Origin of the sequence: Pseudomonas sp. GLN_2 (genome assembly GCF_043106005.1) — a bacterium.
Classification (GTDB): Bacteria; Pseudomonadota; Gammaproteobacteria; order Pseudomonadales; family Pseudomonadaceae; genus Aquipseudomonas; species Aquipseudomonas alloputida.
Genome location: NZ_JBICMC010000079.1, coordinates 81,731 through 97,763, shown reverse-complemented (window position 1 = coordinate 97,763; position 16,033 = coordinate 81,731). Strand labels below are relative to the sequence as shown.

15 protein-coding genes and 1 pseudogene are annotated in these 16,033 nt (G+C 63.6%); 7 read left to right on the top strand and 9 right to left on the bottom strand.

Annotated features, from left to right (window positions below; genetic code table 11):
* Positions 1–289: 289 nt before the first annotated feature.
* The 7 genes from ACF8Q6_RS18560 to ACF8Q6_RS18530 all read right to left on the bottom strand — a co-directional run bounded on the left by ACF8Q6_RS18560 (position 290) and on the right by ACF8Q6_RS18530 (position 8,665).
* Positions 290–829, bottom strand: coding sequence for a DUF2058 domain-containing protein (locus ACF8Q6_RS18560; protein WP_003252424.1), 540 nt, complete (start codon positions 827–829; stop codon positions 290–292).
* Positions 830–855: 26 nt separating this feature from the next.
* A complete protein-coding gene (gene mazG / locus ACF8Q6_RS18555) occupies positions 856–1,689 on the bottom strand; it encodes a nucleoside triphosphate pyrophosphohydrolase (protein WP_392491078.1) in 834 nt (277 codons plus the stop codon).
* Between the two features lie 124 nt (positions 1,690–1,813).
* Complete coding sequence (gene relA, locus ACF8Q6_RS18550; protein ID WP_019436749.1) at positions 1,814–4,054, bottom strand: GTP diphosphokinase; 2,241 nt, start codon at positions 4,052–4,054, stop codon at positions 1,814–1,816.
* Positions 4,055–4,150: 96 nt separating this feature from the next.
* Positions 4,151–5,509 carry a 23S rRNA (uracil(1939)-C(5))-methyltransferase RlmD gene (gene rlmD, locus ACF8Q6_RS18545; RefSeq protein WP_012053460.1) on the bottom strand — a complete coding sequence of 453 codons (1,359 nt, stop codon included), beginning with the start codon at positions 5,507–5,509 and terminating at the stop codon, positions 4,151–4,153.
* The gene (cysM, locus tag ACF8Q6_RS18540) at positions 5,510–6,409 is read right to left on the bottom strand and encodes a cysteine synthase CysM (protein WP_003252416.1); all 900 of its coding nucleotides are present in this window, start codon (positions 6,407–6,409) and stop codon (positions 5,510–5,512) included.
* 141 nt (positions 6,410–6,550) lie between these two features.
* Positions 6,551–7,942: a histidine kinase sensor domain-containing protein gene (locus ACF8Q6_RS18535; protein WP_392499246.1), complete on the bottom strand. Its 1,392-nt coding sequence runs from the start codon at positions 7,940–7,942 to the stop codon at positions 6,551–6,553.
* A 3-nt stretch (positions 7,943–7,945) separates the two neighbouring features.
* Positions 7,946–8,665, bottom strand: coding sequence for a response regulator transcription factor (locus ACF8Q6_RS18530; protein ID WP_392492589.1), 720 nt, complete (start codon positions 8,663–8,665; stop codon positions 7,946–7,948).
* Between the two features lie 193 nt (positions 8,666–8,858).
* Between ACF8Q6_RS18530 and ACF8Q6_RS18525 the strand changes: the two genes are divergently transcribed.
* The 4 genes from ACF8Q6_RS18525 to ACF8Q6_RS18510 all read left to right on the top strand — a co-directional run bounded on the left by ACF8Q6_RS18525 (position 8,859) and on the right by ACF8Q6_RS18510 (position 13,548).
* Complete coding sequence (locus ACF8Q6_RS18525) at positions 8,859–11,612, top strand: response regulator (RefSeq protein ID WP_392492590.1); 2,754 nt, start codon at positions 8,859–8,861, stop codon at positions 11,610–11,612.
* A 76-nt stretch (positions 11,613–11,688) separates the two neighbouring features.
* Positions 11,689–12,678 (top strand): 2-hydroxyacid dehydrogenase, encoded by a 990-nt coding sequence (locus ACF8Q6_RS18520; RefSeq protein ID WP_392492591.1) that lies wholly within the window; start codon positions 11,689–11,691, stop codon positions 12,676–12,678.
* Between the two features lie 31 nt (positions 12,679–12,709).
* Positions 12,710–13,147 carry a hypothetical protein gene (locus ACF8Q6_RS18515; protein WP_108191557.1) on the top strand — a complete coding sequence of 146 codons (438 nt, stop codon included), beginning with the start codon at positions 12,710–12,712 and terminating at the stop codon, positions 13,145–13,147.
* Positions 13,144–13,548 carry an META domain-containing protein gene (locus ACF8Q6_RS18510; RefSeq protein ID WP_047603354.1) on the top strand — a complete coding sequence of 135 codons (405 nt, stop codon included), beginning with the start codon at positions 13,144–13,146 and terminating at the stop codon, positions 13,546–13,548. Before ACF8Q6_RS18515 ends, ACF8Q6_RS18510 begins: the two co-directional genes overlap by 4 nt.
* A 117-nt stretch (positions 13,549–13,665) precedes the next feature.
* On the opposite strand, the gene ACF8Q6_RS18505 is transcribed toward ACF8Q6_RS18510, so the two are convergent.
* Positions 13,666–14,130 (bottom strand): peroxiredoxin family protein, encoded by a 465-nt coding sequence (locus tag ACF8Q6_RS18505; protein WP_012053466.1) that lies wholly within the window; start codon positions 14,128–14,130, stop codon positions 13,666–13,668.
* Between the two features lie 85 nt (positions 14,131–14,215).
* On the opposite strand from ACF8Q6_RS18505, the gene arsC reads away from it, so the two are divergent.
* From arsC to ACF8Q6_RS18490, 3 genes are read left to right on the top strand one after another with little or no spacing between them, the layout of a single operon-like run.
* Positions 14,216–14,569 carry an arsenate reductase (glutaredoxin) gene (arsC, locus tag ACF8Q6_RS18500; RefSeq protein ID WP_004575340.1) on the top strand — a complete coding sequence of 118 codons (354 nt, stop codon included), beginning with the start codon at positions 14,216–14,218 and terminating at the stop codon, positions 14,567–14,569.
* Positions 14,566–15,171 (top strand): NAD(P)H:quinone oxidoreductase, encoded by a 606-nt coding sequence (gene wrbA, locus ACF8Q6_RS18495; protein ID WP_392492593.1) that lies wholly within the window; start codon positions 14,566–14,568, stop codon positions 15,169–15,171. Before arsC ends, wrbA begins: the two co-directional genes overlap by 4 nt.
* On the top strand, positions 15,164–15,577 hold the full coding sequence (locus ACF8Q6_RS18490) for a DUF2069 domain-containing protein (protein WP_003252389.1): 414 nt from the start codon (positions 15,164–15,166) through the stop codon (positions 15,575–15,577). Before wrbA ends, ACF8Q6_RS18490 begins: the two co-directional genes overlap by 8 nt.
* 103 nt (positions 15,578–15,680) lie before the next feature.
* On the opposite strand, the pseudogene ACF8Q6_RS18485 reads toward ACF8Q6_RS18490, so the two are convergent.
* A pseudogene (locus tag ACF8Q6_RS18485) lies at positions 15,681–15,860 on the bottom strand (DNA-3-methyladenine glycosylase I); the annotation flags it as partial.
* Positions 15,861–16,033 lie beyond the last annotated feature (173 nt).

Genomic DNA, 16,033 nt, shown 5'->3' with positions numbered 1-16,033 from the left:
GGCCCTTCCTGGACCGAATGTTCAGCGCTATCCCTGACGCTAAGCTGGAGGCTAGCCGTTGTGCCGGAACCCTAGGAAATGTCCGACGAACGGAGGGAACCAAGACGATAGTGCAAGTGACTAACCGCGCCGGTTCAGTGAGCGGCGAACCCTTTCGGGTAAAGCCAGCGCCCTCTTGAGAACGCGCGTGTCACGATGGCCGCGGGAGCGACCGTGTGCAGCGAAAGGGCCGCAGAGCGGCCCTGCGATCTTGAATAACCGCATTAACGCCAAGGCGAGGTTTTCGTGTTTACCACATCAGATCATCAGGGATCTTGTAAGCCGCGTACGGGTCGTCTTCGTCCGTTTCCTCGACATGGCTGTTGAGCAGCAGAATACGGCCAGGGTCGCGCTCCTGGATCTTCAGGGCGGCCTCACGGGGGATAACCTCGTAACCACCGGCATGGGCTACCACGGCCAGCGCGCCGTTGCTCAGCTTGGTACGCATCAGGGCGTTGACGGCAATGCGCTTGACCTTCTTGTCGTCGACGAAGTTGTAGTAATCCTCGGTGCTCAGCTTGGGCAGGCGAGTGGCCTCGATCAGTTGCTTGACCTGCGCGGCACGGGCCTTCTGCTCGGCCTTTTCCTGCTGCTGGCGGTTCAGTTCCTGGTCACGCCGGGCTTTTTCAGCCATGGCTTCCTTGGCCATGCGCTGCTGGCTGTCGTCGACTTCGACCTGGCCTTTGTGCTCCATGCGCTTCTGTTTCTTTTCAGCTTTGTTGGTCTGCGAGACCTGTTTCTGGTTGACCAGACCGGCTTTGAGCAATTGGTCGCGAAGGGAAAGGCTCATGAATATTCACTCACTTATGCAACAGCTCAGCCGCAGCTGGGCAGGTTCTTTTCCTGACGTTTGGCTTCCCCCCAAAGGGCATCCAGCTCGTCAAGGTCACAATCTTCAATGGGGCGGCCACTGTCGCGCAATGCCTGTTCGATAAAACGGAAACGTCGTTCGAACTTGCGATTGGCGCGGCGCAGCGCATGCTCTGGGTCTTGCTTGAGGTGGCGGGCCAGGTTGACCGCAGCAAACAGCAAGTCGCCGACTTCATCTTCCAGCGCATCGGCGTCGCCGTCGGCCATGGCCTGCAGCACTTCATCCAGCTCTTCGCGGACCTTGTCCAGCACCGGCAACGCCGCCGGCCAGTCGAAACCGACCGTGGCCGCACGTTTTTGCAGTTTGGCTGCCCGCGACAGCGCCGGCAAGGTTGCCGGCACGTCATCAAGCAGCGACAGCTGTTCGGGCTGGCTCTTCTCCGCGCGCTCTTCGGCCTTGATTTCTTCCCAGCGCGACTTGACCTGGGCTTCGTTCAGGCTGGGCGTGTCCACCGGCGCGTACAGCTCGCCAGTGGGGAATACGTGCGGGTGGCGGCGGATGAGTTTGCGGGTGATGCTGTCAACCACGCCATCGAACTCGAAACGCCCTTCTTCGCGGGCCAGCTGGCTGTAGTAGACCACCTGGAACAGCAAGTCGCCCAGCTCGCCTTGCAAGTGCTCGAAATCACCACGCTCAATGGTGTCAGCGACCTCGTAGGCCTCTTCGATAGTGTGCGGGACGATGCTGGCGTAGTTCTGCTTCAGGTCCCACGGGCAGCCGTACTGCGGGTCGCGCAGGCGGGCCATGAGGTGCAGCAGGTCGTCAAGGGTGTAGGTCATACAGGCAGGTCCTTCGGTGGTGGCTTCTTCGCGGGCTTGCCCGCTCCCACAGGTACGGTGCAGATTTCGAAACCTGCATCCATCCTGTGGGAGCGGGCAAGCCCGCGAAGCTGGCGCCCCGGTCTCAAGGGGTACGATTACGCCGCGTCTCGATGATGTTCGGCAACTGCGAGATCCGCCCCAGCAGGCGCCCCAGCGCGTCCAGGCCTGGAATCTCGATGGTCAGCGACATCAGCGCGGTGTTGTCTTCCTTGTTTGAACGGGTGTTCACCGCCAGCACGTTGATCTTCTCGTTCAGCAGCACCTGCGACACATCGCGCAGCAGGCCCGGGCGGTCGTAGGCACGGATGACGATGTCGACCGGGTAGGTCTGCACCGGGATCGGCCCCCAGCTCACCTGGATCATGCGCTCTGGCTCCTTGCCCGCCAGCTGCAGTACCGAGGCGCAGTCCTGGCGATGAATGCTCACGCCACGGCCCTGGGTGATGTAACCGACAATGGCATCGCCCGGTAGCGGCTGGCAGCAGCCGGCCATCTGTGTCAGCAGGTTGCCGACACCCTGGATCTGAATGTCGCCACGCTTGCCGGTACGCGGCCCGGTAGGCTTGCGCGGCACCAGTTCGATCTGTTCGATACGCTCAGGCTCCAGCAACTGCTGGGCAGCGTTGACCAGATGAGCCAGGCGCAGGTCGCCAGCACCGAGCGCGGCAAACATGTCCTCGGCGGTCTTGACGTTGGTCTTCTCGGCCAGGCGTTCGAAATCAACCTGCGGCAGGCCCAGACGACTGAGCTCGCGCTCAAGCAAGGTCTTGCCGGCAGCAACGTTCTGGTCGCGGGCCTGCAATTTGAACCAGTGGACGATCTTGGCCCGCGCCCGCGAGGTGGTCACGTAGCCCAGGTTGGAGTTCAACCAGTCACGGCTGGGGTTGCCGTGCTTGCTGGTGATGATCTCCACCTGCTCGCCAGTCTGCAGGCTGTAGTTCAGCGGCACGATACGGCCGTTGATCTTCGCGCCGCGGCAGTTGTGGCCGATCTCGGTGTGCACGCGGTAGGCAAAGTCCAGTGGCGTGGCGCCTTTGGGCAGGTCGATGGCGTGGCCGTCGGGGGTGAACACATAAACCCGGTCAGGCTCGATGTCGACCCGCAACTGCTCGGCCAGGCCACCGATGTCGCCCAGCTCTTCGTGCCATTCCAGCACCTGGCGCAACCAGGAAATCTTTTCTTCGTAGTGGTTGGAGCTGGGCTTGACGTCGGTGCCCTTGTAGCGCCAGTGGGCGCATACCCCAAGTTCGGCCTCTTCATGCATGCCGTGGGTGCGGATCTGCACCTCCAGCACCTTGCCCTCGGGGCCGATTACCGCAGTGTGCAACGAGCGGTAGCCGTTCTCCTTGGGGTTGGCAATGTAGTCGTCGAACTCCTTGGGAATATGCCGCCACAAGGTGTGCACGATGCCCAGCGCGGTGTAGCAGTCGCGGATTTCCGGCACCAGCACGCGCACCGCACGCACGTCGTAGATCTGGCTGAACTCCAGGCCTTTGCGCTGCATCTTGCGCCAGATCGAATAGATATGTTTCGCCCGACCGCTGATGTCGGCATTTACGCCAGTGGCGAGCAACTCGTTCTGCAACTGGTTCATCACGTCGCTGATGAAGCGCTCGCGGTCCAGCCGCCGCTCATGCAACAGCTTGGCGATCTGCTTGTACTGGTCGGGCTCCAGGTAGCGGAAGGACAGGTCTTCCAGCTCCCACTTGATGTGACCGATACCCAGGCGGTGCGCGAGCGGCGCGTAGATGTCGAACACTTCACGCGCGACACGCAGGCGTTTCTCGTCATCGGCGGACTTGACCGCCCGGATTGCGCACGTGCGTTCGGCCAGCTTGATCAGCGCCACGCGCACGTCGTCGACCATGGCCACCAGCATCTTGCGCAGGTTCTCGACCTGCGCCTGCGAGCCCAGCACCAGCGACTGTCGTGGGCTGAGGCTGGCACTGATGGCGGCCATGCGCAGCACGCCGTCGATCAGCTTGGACACCACCGGGCCAAACCGCTGGCTGACCTCGGCGAGGGTGACCTTGCCCTCGCGCACCGAGCGGTAGATGACCGCAGCCACCAGAGAGTCCTGGTCGAGCTTGAGGTCAGCAAGAATTTCGGCGATTTCCAGGCCTGCCTGGAAGCTGGACGTACCATCCGCCCAGGAATGCTTGGCCGGGTTGCCCTTTTTCTCTACCTCAAGAGCAAACTCGCAGGCTTCTTTCAGCGCTGCGCGATCCAGTGCCGAATCGACGCTTACCACATGGTCCAACCATGCTTCGAGATTGATACTGCCGTCGGTGTTGACCGGCTGGTGCACTCTCACCTGTACCATCTTTGTTTTACCTTTCCATGCAGCACACCATACGGGTGTGCTGGCGATCACCGTGCGGCCGCCCTTCCGTGGCAACCGCACCAAGGGGCCAGTCAGCTAGCCCGCTTCGAATAACGCCATGGCCTCGACATGCGCCGTCTGAGGAAACATGTCGAGAATCCCGGCCCTTTTTAACCGGTACCCCTGGCCGACCAGCACTTGGGCGTCTCTCGCCAGCGTGGCCGGGTTGCACGATACGTAGACCAGCCTGCTGGCCTTGAGGCGGGCGATGCCTTGCACCACCTCGAAAGCACCGTCGCGCGGTGGATCCAAGAGTACCGCAGAAAAGCCCTCGGCGGCCCATCCGGTGCCTGCCAAAGGCTGCGATAAATCGGCCTGAAAAAACCGTGCGTTATGCACATTGTTGTTCCGGGCATTGGCCGCGGCCCGATCGACCATGGCCTGTACACCTTCCACTGCCACCACCTCCCGCGCCTGGCGGGCCAGCGGCAGGGCAAAGTTGCCCAGACCGCAGAACAAGTCCAGCACACGCTCGTCGGCTTGTGGCGCGAGCCAGGCCAAAGCCTGCTCGATCATCGCCGTATTGACCTGGGCATTCACCTGCACGAAATCGCCCGGGCGCCAGGCCAGCTCCAGCTGCCAAGGTGCCAGGGCAAAGCCCAACTGCGCCGCTGGGTCCACGGGCGCCGGCTCACCTTCGCCCTGCAGCCATAGCTGGGCGTTGGCCTGCTCGCAGAACGCTTGCAACCTGGCCTGGTCCTCAGCCGGCAACGGCGCAACGTGGCGCACCAGAACCGCCTCGGCGGTGCCACTGAACAGCTCTACATGGCCCAGCGCCTGCGGCTTGCTCAACGAACGCAGCACCGTCGGCAAGTGGCGCAAAATGGACTGCAAGGGTTGTACCAGCACTGCACAATCGTCGATGGCAATGATGTCCTGGCTGGCTTCGGCGCGGAAGCCCACCTCCAGCTGACGCGCCTTGACGTCCCAGCGCACGGCCACACGGGCGCGGCGCCGGTAGCCGAATTCCGGCCCGCTCAGGGGGGCAGCCCACGCTTCGGGTTGCACGCCGGCCACCCGCTGCAACTGCTCGGCGAGGGTGCGCTGCTTCAGCGCCAGTTGCGCTTCGTGCGGCAGGTGCTGCAGGTTGCAGCCACCGCAGCGGTCGTAGTAGCGACATGGCGCCTCACGGCGCTCGGGCGCCGCCTGCAGCAACCGCTCCAGGCGTGCCTCGACCACTTTGCCACGGGCGTTGAGCACCCGCGCCTCCACGGCCTCACCGGCCAAGGCGCCACTGACGAACCAGGTACGCCCGTCGAGGAAGGCAATGCCACGGCCGTCACCGGCCAGGCGCTCGATGTCCAGGCGCTGCTTCTTGCCCACTGGGACCTGGGGGGTGCGATTGCCGCCGGCCGGCTGGAAGCGCAGGCCGCTGTTGCTTTTTTTCTTGGACATTTAGCGTGGATCAAACAGGCCAGTGGACAGATAACGGTCGCCGCGGTCGCAAATGATCGCAACCATGACCGCATTTTCCACTTCGCGGGACAGGCGCAACATGGCCGCAACCGCACCACCAGAAGACACGCCGCAGAAAATGCCCTCTTCACGCGCAAGGCGACGGGTGGTGTCCTCGGCTTCCTGCTGCGACATGTCGACCACGCGGTCGACGCGGGTGGCATCGAAGATTTTCGGCAGGTATTCCTCGGGCCAGCGGCGAATGCCCGGAATAGCCGAGCCCTCCATCGGTTGCAGGCCGATGATCTGCACCGCGGGGTTCTGTTCCTTGAGGTACTGCGAGCAGCCCATGATGGTACCGGTGGTCCCCATGGAGCTGACGAAATGGGTAATGGTGCCCTGGGTCTGCTGCCAGATCTCCGGGCCGGTGCTGTTGTAGTGGGCGATCGGGTTGTCGCCGTTGGCGAACTGGTCGAGCACCAGGCCACGGCCTTCGGCCTGCAGCTTCTCGGCCAGGTCACGGGCGCCTTCCATCCCCTCCTCCTTGGTCACCAGGATCAGCTCGGCGCCATAGGCCGTCATGGCGGCCTTGCGCTCGGCGGTGGAGTTGTCAGGCATGATCAGGATCATCTTGTAGCCCTTGATCGCCGCCGCCATCGCCAGGGCGATGCCGGTGTTGCCGGAGGTGGCTTCGATCAGGGTATCGCCTGGCTTGATCTGGCCGCGCAGTTCGGCGCGAGCGATCATCGACAGTGCCGGGCGGTCTTTCACCGAGCCGGCAGGATTGTTACCTTCGAGCTTGAGCAGGAGGGTATTGCTGGTTTCGCCAGCGATGCGCTGCAGGCGAACCAGTGGCGTATTGCCGACGCAATCGGCGATGGTTGGGTACTGCACGGTCATGGCGTATTTCGCAATCCGGACGGCGGGGGTGCCTATCATACCGGCAAACCCTTCGCGGCCATATCACGCAATCTGTAGTGCATATAGCTACAAGCTATAACGGTGCGGCATGTGCTGGCCTCTTCGCGGGTAAACCCGCTCCTACAGGGATTCGCTAGCCTGCAGGAGCGGGTTTACCCGCGAAGCGGCCGGCACATGCAACGGCAACCTCATCCACAAACGCAACCCGCGTTTGCCATTCTGCGCCCACAAGGTGCCGCCCTGGCGCTGGATGGCACTGCGGGCGATGCTCAGCCCCAGGCCGAAGCCACCATCCCCGGGCCGCGAACCGTCCAACCGCGAGAATGGCGCGAAAATCCGTTCCAGGTCTTCTTCAGCGACACCGCCACCCTCATCCTCAAGCCACAACCACCAATAGTTACCCTCACGCTGCCCACCCAACCGCACCACCCCCTCGGCCGGCGAGTGGCGAATGGCATTGCGCAACATGTTCTCCAGCGCCTGGGCCAGGTGGTTGAGGTTGCCCTGCACCCAGCAGTCGGCCGGTACTTCGCAGCGCAGTTGCGCAGGCGACCAGCCGCTCTCGTAGCTGGCATTTTCGGCCAGCAACTCCCACAAGGCGTGGACCTCGATCGGCTCAAGGTTCATCGGCGCACGCTCGGCGTCCTGCCAGGCCAGTTGCAGGGTGTCTTCGACCAGTTGCTGCATGCAGTCCACTTCACGGATCAGGCGATCACGCAGACGCTGCAGGTCGGTTTCACCATCGCAGGCCACCCGCAGCCGGCTCAGCGGCGTGCGCATTTCGTGGGACAGGTCGCGCAGCAACTGCTGCTGCATGGCCACCGTGCCTTGCAGCCGCTCGGCCATCTGGTCAAAGGCACGCGCCAGTTCGCCCAATTCGTCATGCCGGGCGATGGTGCGCGAGTCCAGGCGGGCCGACAGCTGATCGGCCCGCCAGGCATTGGCCTGCTCGCGAAGTTGGTTCAGCGGCACGATCAGCATGCGGTACAGGCCTACACACAACAGCAAGGTGAACAGCCCCGGGATGATGCCGTTGGTGACAATGCGCCACAGCAAGCGGTGCTGGCCCGGATTGAAGCGCTGCGGCAGTTCGATCACCAGCATGCCCTGCTCCGGCGCCCCCGGGAACGGTATGCGCACCCACGGCTGGTCGACGCTGCGCCGACTCATCGGCCAATCGACACCGCGCAGGCGTGTCAGACGCTGCATGATCTGTGGGTTGAGCGTGGCGTTGTCGAGCGGGCGCAGGTTGATGTCGAGCACGCCGACCCAGCCCCGTTCGCGCTGATGCATGGCCGCCACCCACTGGTCCAGCCCTTCCCGCCCGCCGCTGCGCCAGGCCTGCTCAGCTTCGGCGGCATAACCCCGCAAGGTCTGCCGTGCCGGCTCCGAGAGGAAGGCATTCTGGGTTTCCATGTGCCGGCCCCAGGTATAACTGAGGCCGATCATCAGCAGGCAGAAGCCCACCAGCAAGATGGCCAGCTTCCAGAACAGCGAATGGCGGTCGAGCATGGTTCACTCCGCCTCGCTGGCACTGAGCACGTAACCCTTGCCCCACACGGTGCGGATCTGCCGTTCGTGAAAACCGATACCCTTGAGCTTGCGACGGATCTGGCTGACGTGCATGTCCAGGCTGCGGTCATGCCGTGAATAGCCGCGCTGCAACACATGCTGGTACAGGAACGGCTTGCTGAGGACTTCGTCGAGGTTGCGGTTGAGGATATCCAGCAGGCGGTATTCGCTGGGGGTCAGGCCTGCCAGGCGGCTATTCAGGCGCACGTCACACAGCCCCTCGTCGAACTGCAACTCGCCGCAGCCGGCTTGCTCCAGCGGGCCCTGATGCCGCCGCTCCAGGGCCACGCGGCGCAGAATCGCCTCGATGCGCACCTGCAACTCGGCCATGCTGAATGGCTTGGGCAGGTAATCGTCGGCGCCGCGCTGAAAGCCGCTGATACGATCCGCCTCGGCCCCCAGCGCCGACATCATGATCACCGGTGTAGCGCTGTGCCTGCGCAACTGCGCCAAGGCGTCCAGCCCATCAAGCCCGGGCAGCAGGATGTCCATGAGCACAACATCGAAAGCCTGGCGGCCCGCCGTTTCCAGGCCCTCCAGGCCATTGCGGCACCAGGTGACCTGGCAGCCGCCACGCTGCAGCTCTTCCTGCAGATAGGCGCCAAGCACCGGGTCGTCCTCGATGGCAAGGATGTTGGTGTTGTAAATAGATACAGGATTCATTGGCAACTGCCATGCATTCTCAATTACGCGATTATTGAGCATTCGCCACCTGCCAGGCAACCGCACTGCGACCAATGCCCCGGCAACGGCGCATAACACGTACTAAAGAGATGCAATGGTGCGGCAGGCGGAGTAACTTCGCGGCTTGGCCGTTACCACTTGACGGCATCCAGGCACATCAGAGGAGGCAAGTGTGCTCGATCGCTTGGGAATCCGCAGCCGGGTACTGCTGCTGGCACTGCTACCGGCCGGCTTGATGGCCCTGGTGCTGGGTAGCTATTTCACCTGGCTGCAACAGAACGACCTGCGCACCCAGCTGCTGCAGCGCGGCAAGATGATCGCCGAACAACTGGCGCCCCTGGCCGCACCCGCCATGGCCCGGCTTGCGCCTGCGCAACTGGAGAGAGTTGCCGCACAAACCCTGGAGCAGGCCGATGTGCGCGCAGTGGCGTTTCTGGCCCCGGACCGCACGCGCCTGGCCCACGCCGGCCCGAGCATGCTCAACCTGCCGCCCAGCGGCGGTACCGGCACCCAACTCCTGCAGCGCAGTGGCAACGACGCCACCCGCTACCTGATGCCCGTGTTCGGCCACCACCGCGACCTGGCCACCGACGCCGTGCCGGCCGAAGCCGAGCGCCTGCTGGGCTGGGTAGAGATCGAGCTGTCGCACGACGGCACGCTGCTGCGCGGCTACCGCAACCTGTTTACCAGCCTGTTGCTGATCCTCGCCTGCCTGGCACTCAGCGGCCTGTTGGCGCTGCGCATGAGCCGCACCATCAACGACCCTATCGAACGCATCAAGCACGCGGTCAATCAGCTCAAGGACGGCCACCTCGAAGAACGCCTGCCGACCATGGGCAGCCATGAACTGGACGAACTGGCCCACGGCATCAACCGCATGGCCGAAACCCTGCAAAACGCCCACGAAGAACTGCAACACAGCATCGACCAGGCCACCGAAGACGTGCGCCAGAACCTGGAAACCATCGAAATCCAGAACATCGAGCTGGACATGGCGCGCAAAGAGGCACTTGAGGCCAGCCGCATCAAGTCGGAGTTCCTGGCCAACATGAGCCACGAAATCCGCACCCCGCTCAATGGCATCCTCGGCTTTACCCACCTGCTGCAAAAAAGCGAGATGACACCGCGCCAGCTCGATTACCTGAACACCATCGAGAAGTCTGCTGACAACCTGCTGGGCATCATCAACGAGATCCTCGATTTCTCCAAGATCGAAGCCGGCAAGCTGGTGCTCGACAGCATACCGTTCAACCTGCGGGACCTGATCCAGGACACCCTGACCATCCTCGCTCCGGCCGCCCACGCCAAGCAGCTGGAATTGCTGAGCCTGATCTACCGCGACACGCCTGCTTCGCTGGTGGGCGACCCGTTGCGGCTCAAGCAGATCCTCACCAACCTGGTCAGCAACGCCATCAAGTTCACCCGCGAAGGCACCATCGTCGTACGCGCCATGCTGGAAGACGAGCACGAAGACTGCGCGCAGTTGCGCATCAGCGTGCAGGACACCGGCATCGGCCTGTCACCCCAGGATGTGCGCACACTGTTCCAGGCCTTCAGCCAGGCTGACAACTCACTGGCTCGCCAGCCCGGTGGCACCGGACTGGGGCTGGTGATTTCCAAGCGCCTGATCGAACAGATGGGCGGCGAGATCGGTGTCGACAGTACCCCGGGCGAAGGTTCGCAGTTCTGGATCAGCCTCAACCTGCCCAAGGCTCATGACGATGCCGAAGCGCTGCCACCGCAGCCATTGCTGGGCCGCCGTGCCGCCATTGTCGATGGCCACGAACTGGCGCGCCAGGCACTGGAGCACCAGCTGGAAGACTGCGGCCTCAGCGTGAGCCTGTTCGCCTCCTACGACCAGTTGCTGCAGGGGGTGCAGGCCGCCAGCCAGGCCGGCCTGCCCTTCGAGTTCGCGGTGCTAGGGGCCAACCTGGGTAACCTGTCGCCCGAGCAACTGGGCCATTATCATCAGCAGCTCGAGCGTTACCACTGCCAATGCGTGGTGCTATGCCCGACCACCGAGCAGGCGCTGTACCACCCTTACCTGCCCAACGGCCACGGCCAGTTGCTGTCCAAGCCGACCTGCACCCGCAAGCTGCGGCGCCTCTTGCTGGAGCTGGTACAACCTCGCCGTCCGCTGGCCGAGGTGAGCAACGCCAACGGCCAGCGACGACCGAAAATACTCTGCGTCGACGACAATGCCGCCAACCTGCTGCTGGTAAAAACCCTGCTCGAAGACTTGGGTGCCGAGGTACTGGCCGTCAACAATGGCTATGCGGCGGTACAGGCCGTGCAGGAGGAGTTGTTCGACCTGGTGCTGATGGATGTGCAGATGCCCGGCATGGACGGCCGCGCCTGTACTGAACAGATCCGCCTGTGGGAAAACACCCAGAGTGGCAACCCGCTGCCGATCGTCGCCCTCACTGCCCATGCCATGGCCAACGAAAAGCGCGCGTTATTGCACAGCGGCATGGACGACTACCTGACCAAACCCATCAGCGAACGGCAACTGGCCCAGGTGGTGATGAAGTGGACCGGCCTGAGCCTGGGCACACCGCAGCAGGCGCAGGCCGAGCTACTGACCAATGGCGACGAACTGAAGGTACTCGACCCCGAAGAGGGCCTGCGCCTGGCCGCTGGCAAGGCAGATCTGGCGGCTGACATGCTGAGCATGCTGCTGGCCTCCCTGGATACGGACCGCGAAGCCATACGCGCCGCCCGCGCAGCCGATGACCGCAATGGCCTGATCGAGCAAGTACACCGCCTGAACGGCGCCTCACGCTATTGTGGCGTACCGCAGTTACGGGCAGCGTGCCAACGCAGCGAGACCTTGCTGAAGCAGGACAATCCGCAGGCGCAGCAGGCCCTGGATGAACTAGACAGCGCGATCAGCCGCCTGGCGGCACAGGCCAGATTGAGCGCTTGAGTGGCTCTGGACCACGCTGGGTATGCCTTGACAGGCAGCGCCCCACCCAAGACATGCATTGCAAAGGAGTTCCACCATGCGCGCCCTGTTGTTCAGCAGCCAGCACTACGATCAGGAAAGCTTCACCAAGGCTGCCAGCGGCACCCCCTTGGAGCTGCATTTCCAGCCCGCCCGCCTGACCCTCGACACCGCCGCCCTGGCAGAGGGCTTTGAGGTGGTCTGCGCCTTCATCAATGACGAACTCGACGCGCCGGTGCTGCAGCGCCTGGCCGCTGCGGGCACGCGGTTGATCGCCCTGCGCTCGGCCGGCTACAACCACGTCGACCTGGCCGCAGCCCAGCGCTTGGGCCTGGCCGTGGTGCGGGTGCCGGCCTACTCGCCACACGCCGTTGCCGAGCACGCCGTGGCGCTCATCCTGGCACTCAACCGGCGCCTGCATCGGGCCTACAACCGCACCCGCGAAGGTGACTTCACCCTGCACGGGCTGACCGGCTTCGACCTGCACGGCAAAACCGTCGGGGTGGTCGGTACCGGCCAGATCGGGGCCGCCTTCGCTCGCATCATGGCCGGTTTCGGCTGCCAGCTGCTGGCGTACGACCCCTACCCCAACCCAGAGCTGCTGGCCCTTGGCGCCCGCTACATGCCCCTGCCCGAGCTGTTGCGCGAAGCCCGCATCATCAGCCTGCACTGCCCGCTGACCGAACACACTCGCCACCTGATCAACGCGCAAAGCCTGGCCCAGTTGCAGCCCGGCGCCATGCTGATCAACACCGGTCGCGGTGCGCTGGTCGACACCCCGGCGCTGATTGACGCACTGAAAAGCGGCCAGCTTGGCTACCTGGGCCTGGACGTCTACGAGGAAGAAGCCCAACTGTTCTTCGAAGACCGCTCCGACCTGCCCTTGCAAGACGATGTGCTGGCTCGGCTGCTGACCTTCCCCAACGTGATCATCACCGCCCACCAGGCTTTCCTCACCCGCGAGGCGCTGGATGCCATTGCCGCGACCACACTGGACAACATCAACCGCTGGGCGGCAGGCAATCCACAGAACCTGGTGATGGGTTAATGCTAGGATACGCGGCATTTCTGGAGGACCCATGGTCGAACACGATTTTCGCTACACCCTTTTCAACCCGCAACACACCCTGATCGAGTGCCGCGCTTTGGTGCCGGGCCGCTACCAGGTCACGGGCAACGGCGGTTCGATGCAAAAAGGCGACAGCCTGCTGGTCACGCTCAAGGGCAGCAAGGATTTGTCCATGCGCCTGACCGTGGAAAGCGTGCGCCACCTGATCAACCCACGCGGCCAGTGGGTTGCCGTGGCGAGCGGCCCGGTGTTCAACGAGCTGGAAATCCTCACCTGGCAGGTCGAGTGTGATCGCTGCGATGCGGTGCTGGGCTTCGAGTTCGCAGTAGACGCCAAGCTCGGCAAGGCAGCTCGTCAACCGGCTGCCAGCGCCCGTATCGCAGCGCTGGGCTGGGCCAGCCGTGGCGAAAAACACCTGTGCCCGCGTTGCCAGGAGAGCGCCGAGTGAAGAATCTGCTGACCGGCGTGCTGATTGCAACCGGCCTGCTCGGCTGCGCCACGCAACCTTCCCGGCTGCAGCAGGAACGCAGCTACGTGCTGGAGTGGATTGGCGAACGACCACTGATCGACTACAGCCACCTGACCTTGACCCTGGCCAGCGACGGCCGTGCCTATGGCAACGGCGGCTGCAACCACTGGTTTGCGCCTTACACGCTCGATGGCGAGCACCTGAGCTTCGGCAAGGTCGGCAAGACCCGCAAGCTGTGCGCACCCGCGCTGATGGAACAGGAAAAACGCTTCCTGCAGGCGCTGGAAACGGTAGAGCGTTGGGATGTGTCACCGGTGGAGCAGATGCGCTTCTGGCCGGCCGAAGGCAAGCCGCTGCGCTTCTGGCCTGAGGAAGGCTGAGGATTGCCGTGGCCGCTTTGCGACCCTTCGCGGGCGCGCCCGCTCCCACAGTTTGGATTGTCCCCCCAGTGAGAGCGGGCATGTCCGCGAAGGGCCGCGAAAGCGGCCCCGCCGGCATCAGGCGCCTTTCAGGGCCTTGATCTTGGCCTGCAACCCTTCCAGGGTCTGCTCGCCCATCAACTGCTCACGCACCTTGCCCTTGTCGTCGATGATGTAGGTCACCGGCAAGGCCTCGCTGCGCGGCAGGTCATAGCGCTCGGCCGGGTCCTGGGCAAGCACGGTGAAACCGATACCCAGGGTTTCGGCAGCCTGCTTCAGGTCCGGCCCCTGCAAACCGTCGAAGTTCACCCCCACCACCTTGATGCCCTCAGCCGCCCATTGCTTGGCCGCCGCATTCAGTTCCGGGATTTCGGTACGGCACGGTCCGCACCATTCAGCCCAGTAGTTGAGCACCAGCCAGTGCCCTTCGATCTGTTCGGCCTTAACCGTATTACCGTGTTGGTCCACGCCGTAATCGGCACCGCAACCACCGAGCAACAGGCTCGCGGTGATGGCCAGTACTGCTGCCAGACGCCTTGCCATGGGTCAATCCTTCTCGAGTTTTAAAGCAAATTGGTCAGTCGCTGCGGTTAGAATAGCCGCCACACCCAGCTGGATGCGACCCGACATGACTGATCTCACGCTCTATCATAACCCGCGCTGCTCGAAATCCCGCGGCGCCCTGGAACTGCTCGAGGCCCGCGGCTTGGCCCCGACCATCGTGCGCTACCTGGAAACCCCGCCCGACGCGGTCACCCTCAAGGCCCTGCTCGGCAAGCTGGGGATCGCCCCGCGCCAATTGCTGCGCAGCGGCGAGGACGAATACAAAACGCTGAACCTGGCCGACCCGGCACTGACCGACGCGCAACTGATCGAGGCCATGGCCCAGCACCCCAAGCTGATCGAGCGGCCGATCCTGGTTGCCGGTGACAAGGCCGTGGTCGGTCGCCCGCCGGAAAAAGTGCTGGAGATCCTGCCGTGAGCGCGCCCTACATCCTGGTGCTGTATTACAGCCGCCATGGCGCGACCAGCGAAATGGCCCGGCACATCGCCCGCGGTATCGAGCTGGCCGGCATGGAGGCACGCCTGCGTACGGTGCCGGCGATTTCCACCGAATGCGAAGCGGTGGCCCCGGATATTCCGTCCAGTGGCGCGCTGTACGCCACCCTTGACGACCTGCGCCACTGCGCTGGCCTGGTACTGGGCAGCCCGACCCGGTTCGGCAACATGGCAGCGCCACTCAAGTATTTCCTCGATGGCACCAGCAGCCTTTGGCTAGGTGGTGAGCTGGTCGGCAAGCCGGCTGGCGTGTTCACCTCCACCTCCAGCCTGCACGGCGGCCAGGAAACCACCCTGCTGTCGATGATGCTGCCGCTGATGCACCACGGCATGTTGGTGATGGGCCTGCCCTACAGCGAGTCGGCACTGCTCGAGACCCGTGGCGGCGGCACGCCTTATGGCGCCAGCCACCACGCAGGCGCCGATGGCAAGCGCGAACTCGACCCGCACGAAATCGCCCTGTGCCGTGCCCTGGGCCAACGCCTGGCGACCACGGCCAAGGCCCTGGAGGCGGCGCGTGGCTAGAAAGCCCAAGGCATTGCCGCCGGTCCAATGGCTGGTACCACGCCTGCGCCTGACGCGGGCATTGAGCCTGGCATGCTTCTTCGGCCTGATCGCCCTGCTGGTGGTGAACAACCTGTGGTTCGCCAACCTGCATGGGGCCCGGGTCGAGGTGATCCTGGCGATCGAACTGGTGCCGTTGCTGTTGCTGTTGCCCGGCATGCTGAAAGGCAGCGCCCGGGCGCATGCCTGGACCTGCTTCGTGGTGAATATCTATTTCATCAAGGGCGTGCTGGCAGCGTTCGACCCGTCGCGGGCGGTATTCGGCTGGCTTGAAGTGCTGGTGAGCCTGGGGCTGTTCATTGCCGGGCTACTGTACGTGCGCTGGAAGTTCCAGCATGAGCGGCGCATGGCGGGCGAAGGCAGTTAGACTTTTCGCGGGCACGCCCGCTCCCACAGGTACTGCACAGGCCTTAAGTGCGGTGCGATTCCTGTGGGAGCGGGCGTGCCCGCGAATGGGAGCACCACAAAACTCAATGGTTGACGGTATGCGCCAGCATCACCGACAACTGGCACAGCGGCCGCCCGCTCTCTGCATGCCACTGGTTGAACGCCTGCTGCACCAGAGCCAGGTCGCGCTGGCTGGTGGGCTGCTTGTCGATCACCTTCTGCGCAATCAACGCCGCTGCCATGTCATCGGTCGGGATGAACGTGGTCCAGGTTATCCGATGAGGACATTGTTGAGTCTAAAATTGTCAACATTGCTCCATTTTCGAACGCGCAAGCTGCCAGTAACGATGATACTCCGACCGAGTCATTTCTCGCCAAGCTGATGCTCTGCATGAGGTGAGTCACCGTAGTCGAAAGAAACAGGATTTCGGGATTC

Bases quoted from the DNA above. Each gene is read 5' to 3' on its own strand.
- ACF8Q6_RS18560 (WP_003252424.1), bottom strand. From the start codon at position 829: ATGAGCCTTTCCCTTCGCGACCAATTGCTCAAAGCCGGTCTGGTCAAC.
- mazG (WP_392491078.1), bottom strand. From the start codon at position 1,689: ATGACCTACACCCTTGACGACCTGCTGCACCTCATGGCCCGCCTGCGC.
- relA (WP_019436749.1), bottom strand. From the start codon at position 4,054: ATGGTACAGGTGAGAGTGCACCAGCCGGTCAACACCGACGGCAGTATC.
- rlmD (WP_012053460.1), bottom strand. From the start codon at position 5,509: ATGTCCAAGAAAAAAAGCAACAGCGGCCTGCGCTTCCAGCCGGCCGGC.
- cysM (WP_003252416.1), bottom strand. From the start codon at position 6,409: ATGACCGTGCAGTACCCAACCATCGCCGATTGCGTCGGCAATACGCCA.
- ACF8Q6_RS18535 (WP_392499246.1), bottom strand. From the start codon at position 7,942: ATGCTCGACCGCCATTCGCTGTTCTGGAAGCTGGCCATCTTGCTGGTG.
- ACF8Q6_RS18530 (WP_392492589.1), bottom strand. From the start codon at position 8,665: ATGAATCCTGTATCTATTTACAACACCAACATCCTTGCCATCGAGGAC.
- ACF8Q6_RS18520 (WP_392492591.1), top strand. From the start codon at position 11,689: ATGCGCGCCCTGTTGTTCAGCAGCCAGCACTACGATCAGGAAAGCTTC.
- ACF8Q6_RS18515 (WP_108191557.1), top strand. From the start codon at position 12,710: ATGGTCGAACACGATTTTCGCTACACCCTTTTCAACCCGCAACACACC.
- ACF8Q6_RS18505 (WP_012053466.1), bottom strand. From the start codon at position 14,130: ATGGCAAGGCGTCTGGCAGCAGTACTGGCCATCACCGCGAGCCTGTTG.
- arsC (WP_004575340.1), top strand. From the start codon at position 14,216: ATGACTGATCTCACGCTCTATCATAACCCGCGCTGCTCGAAATCCCGC.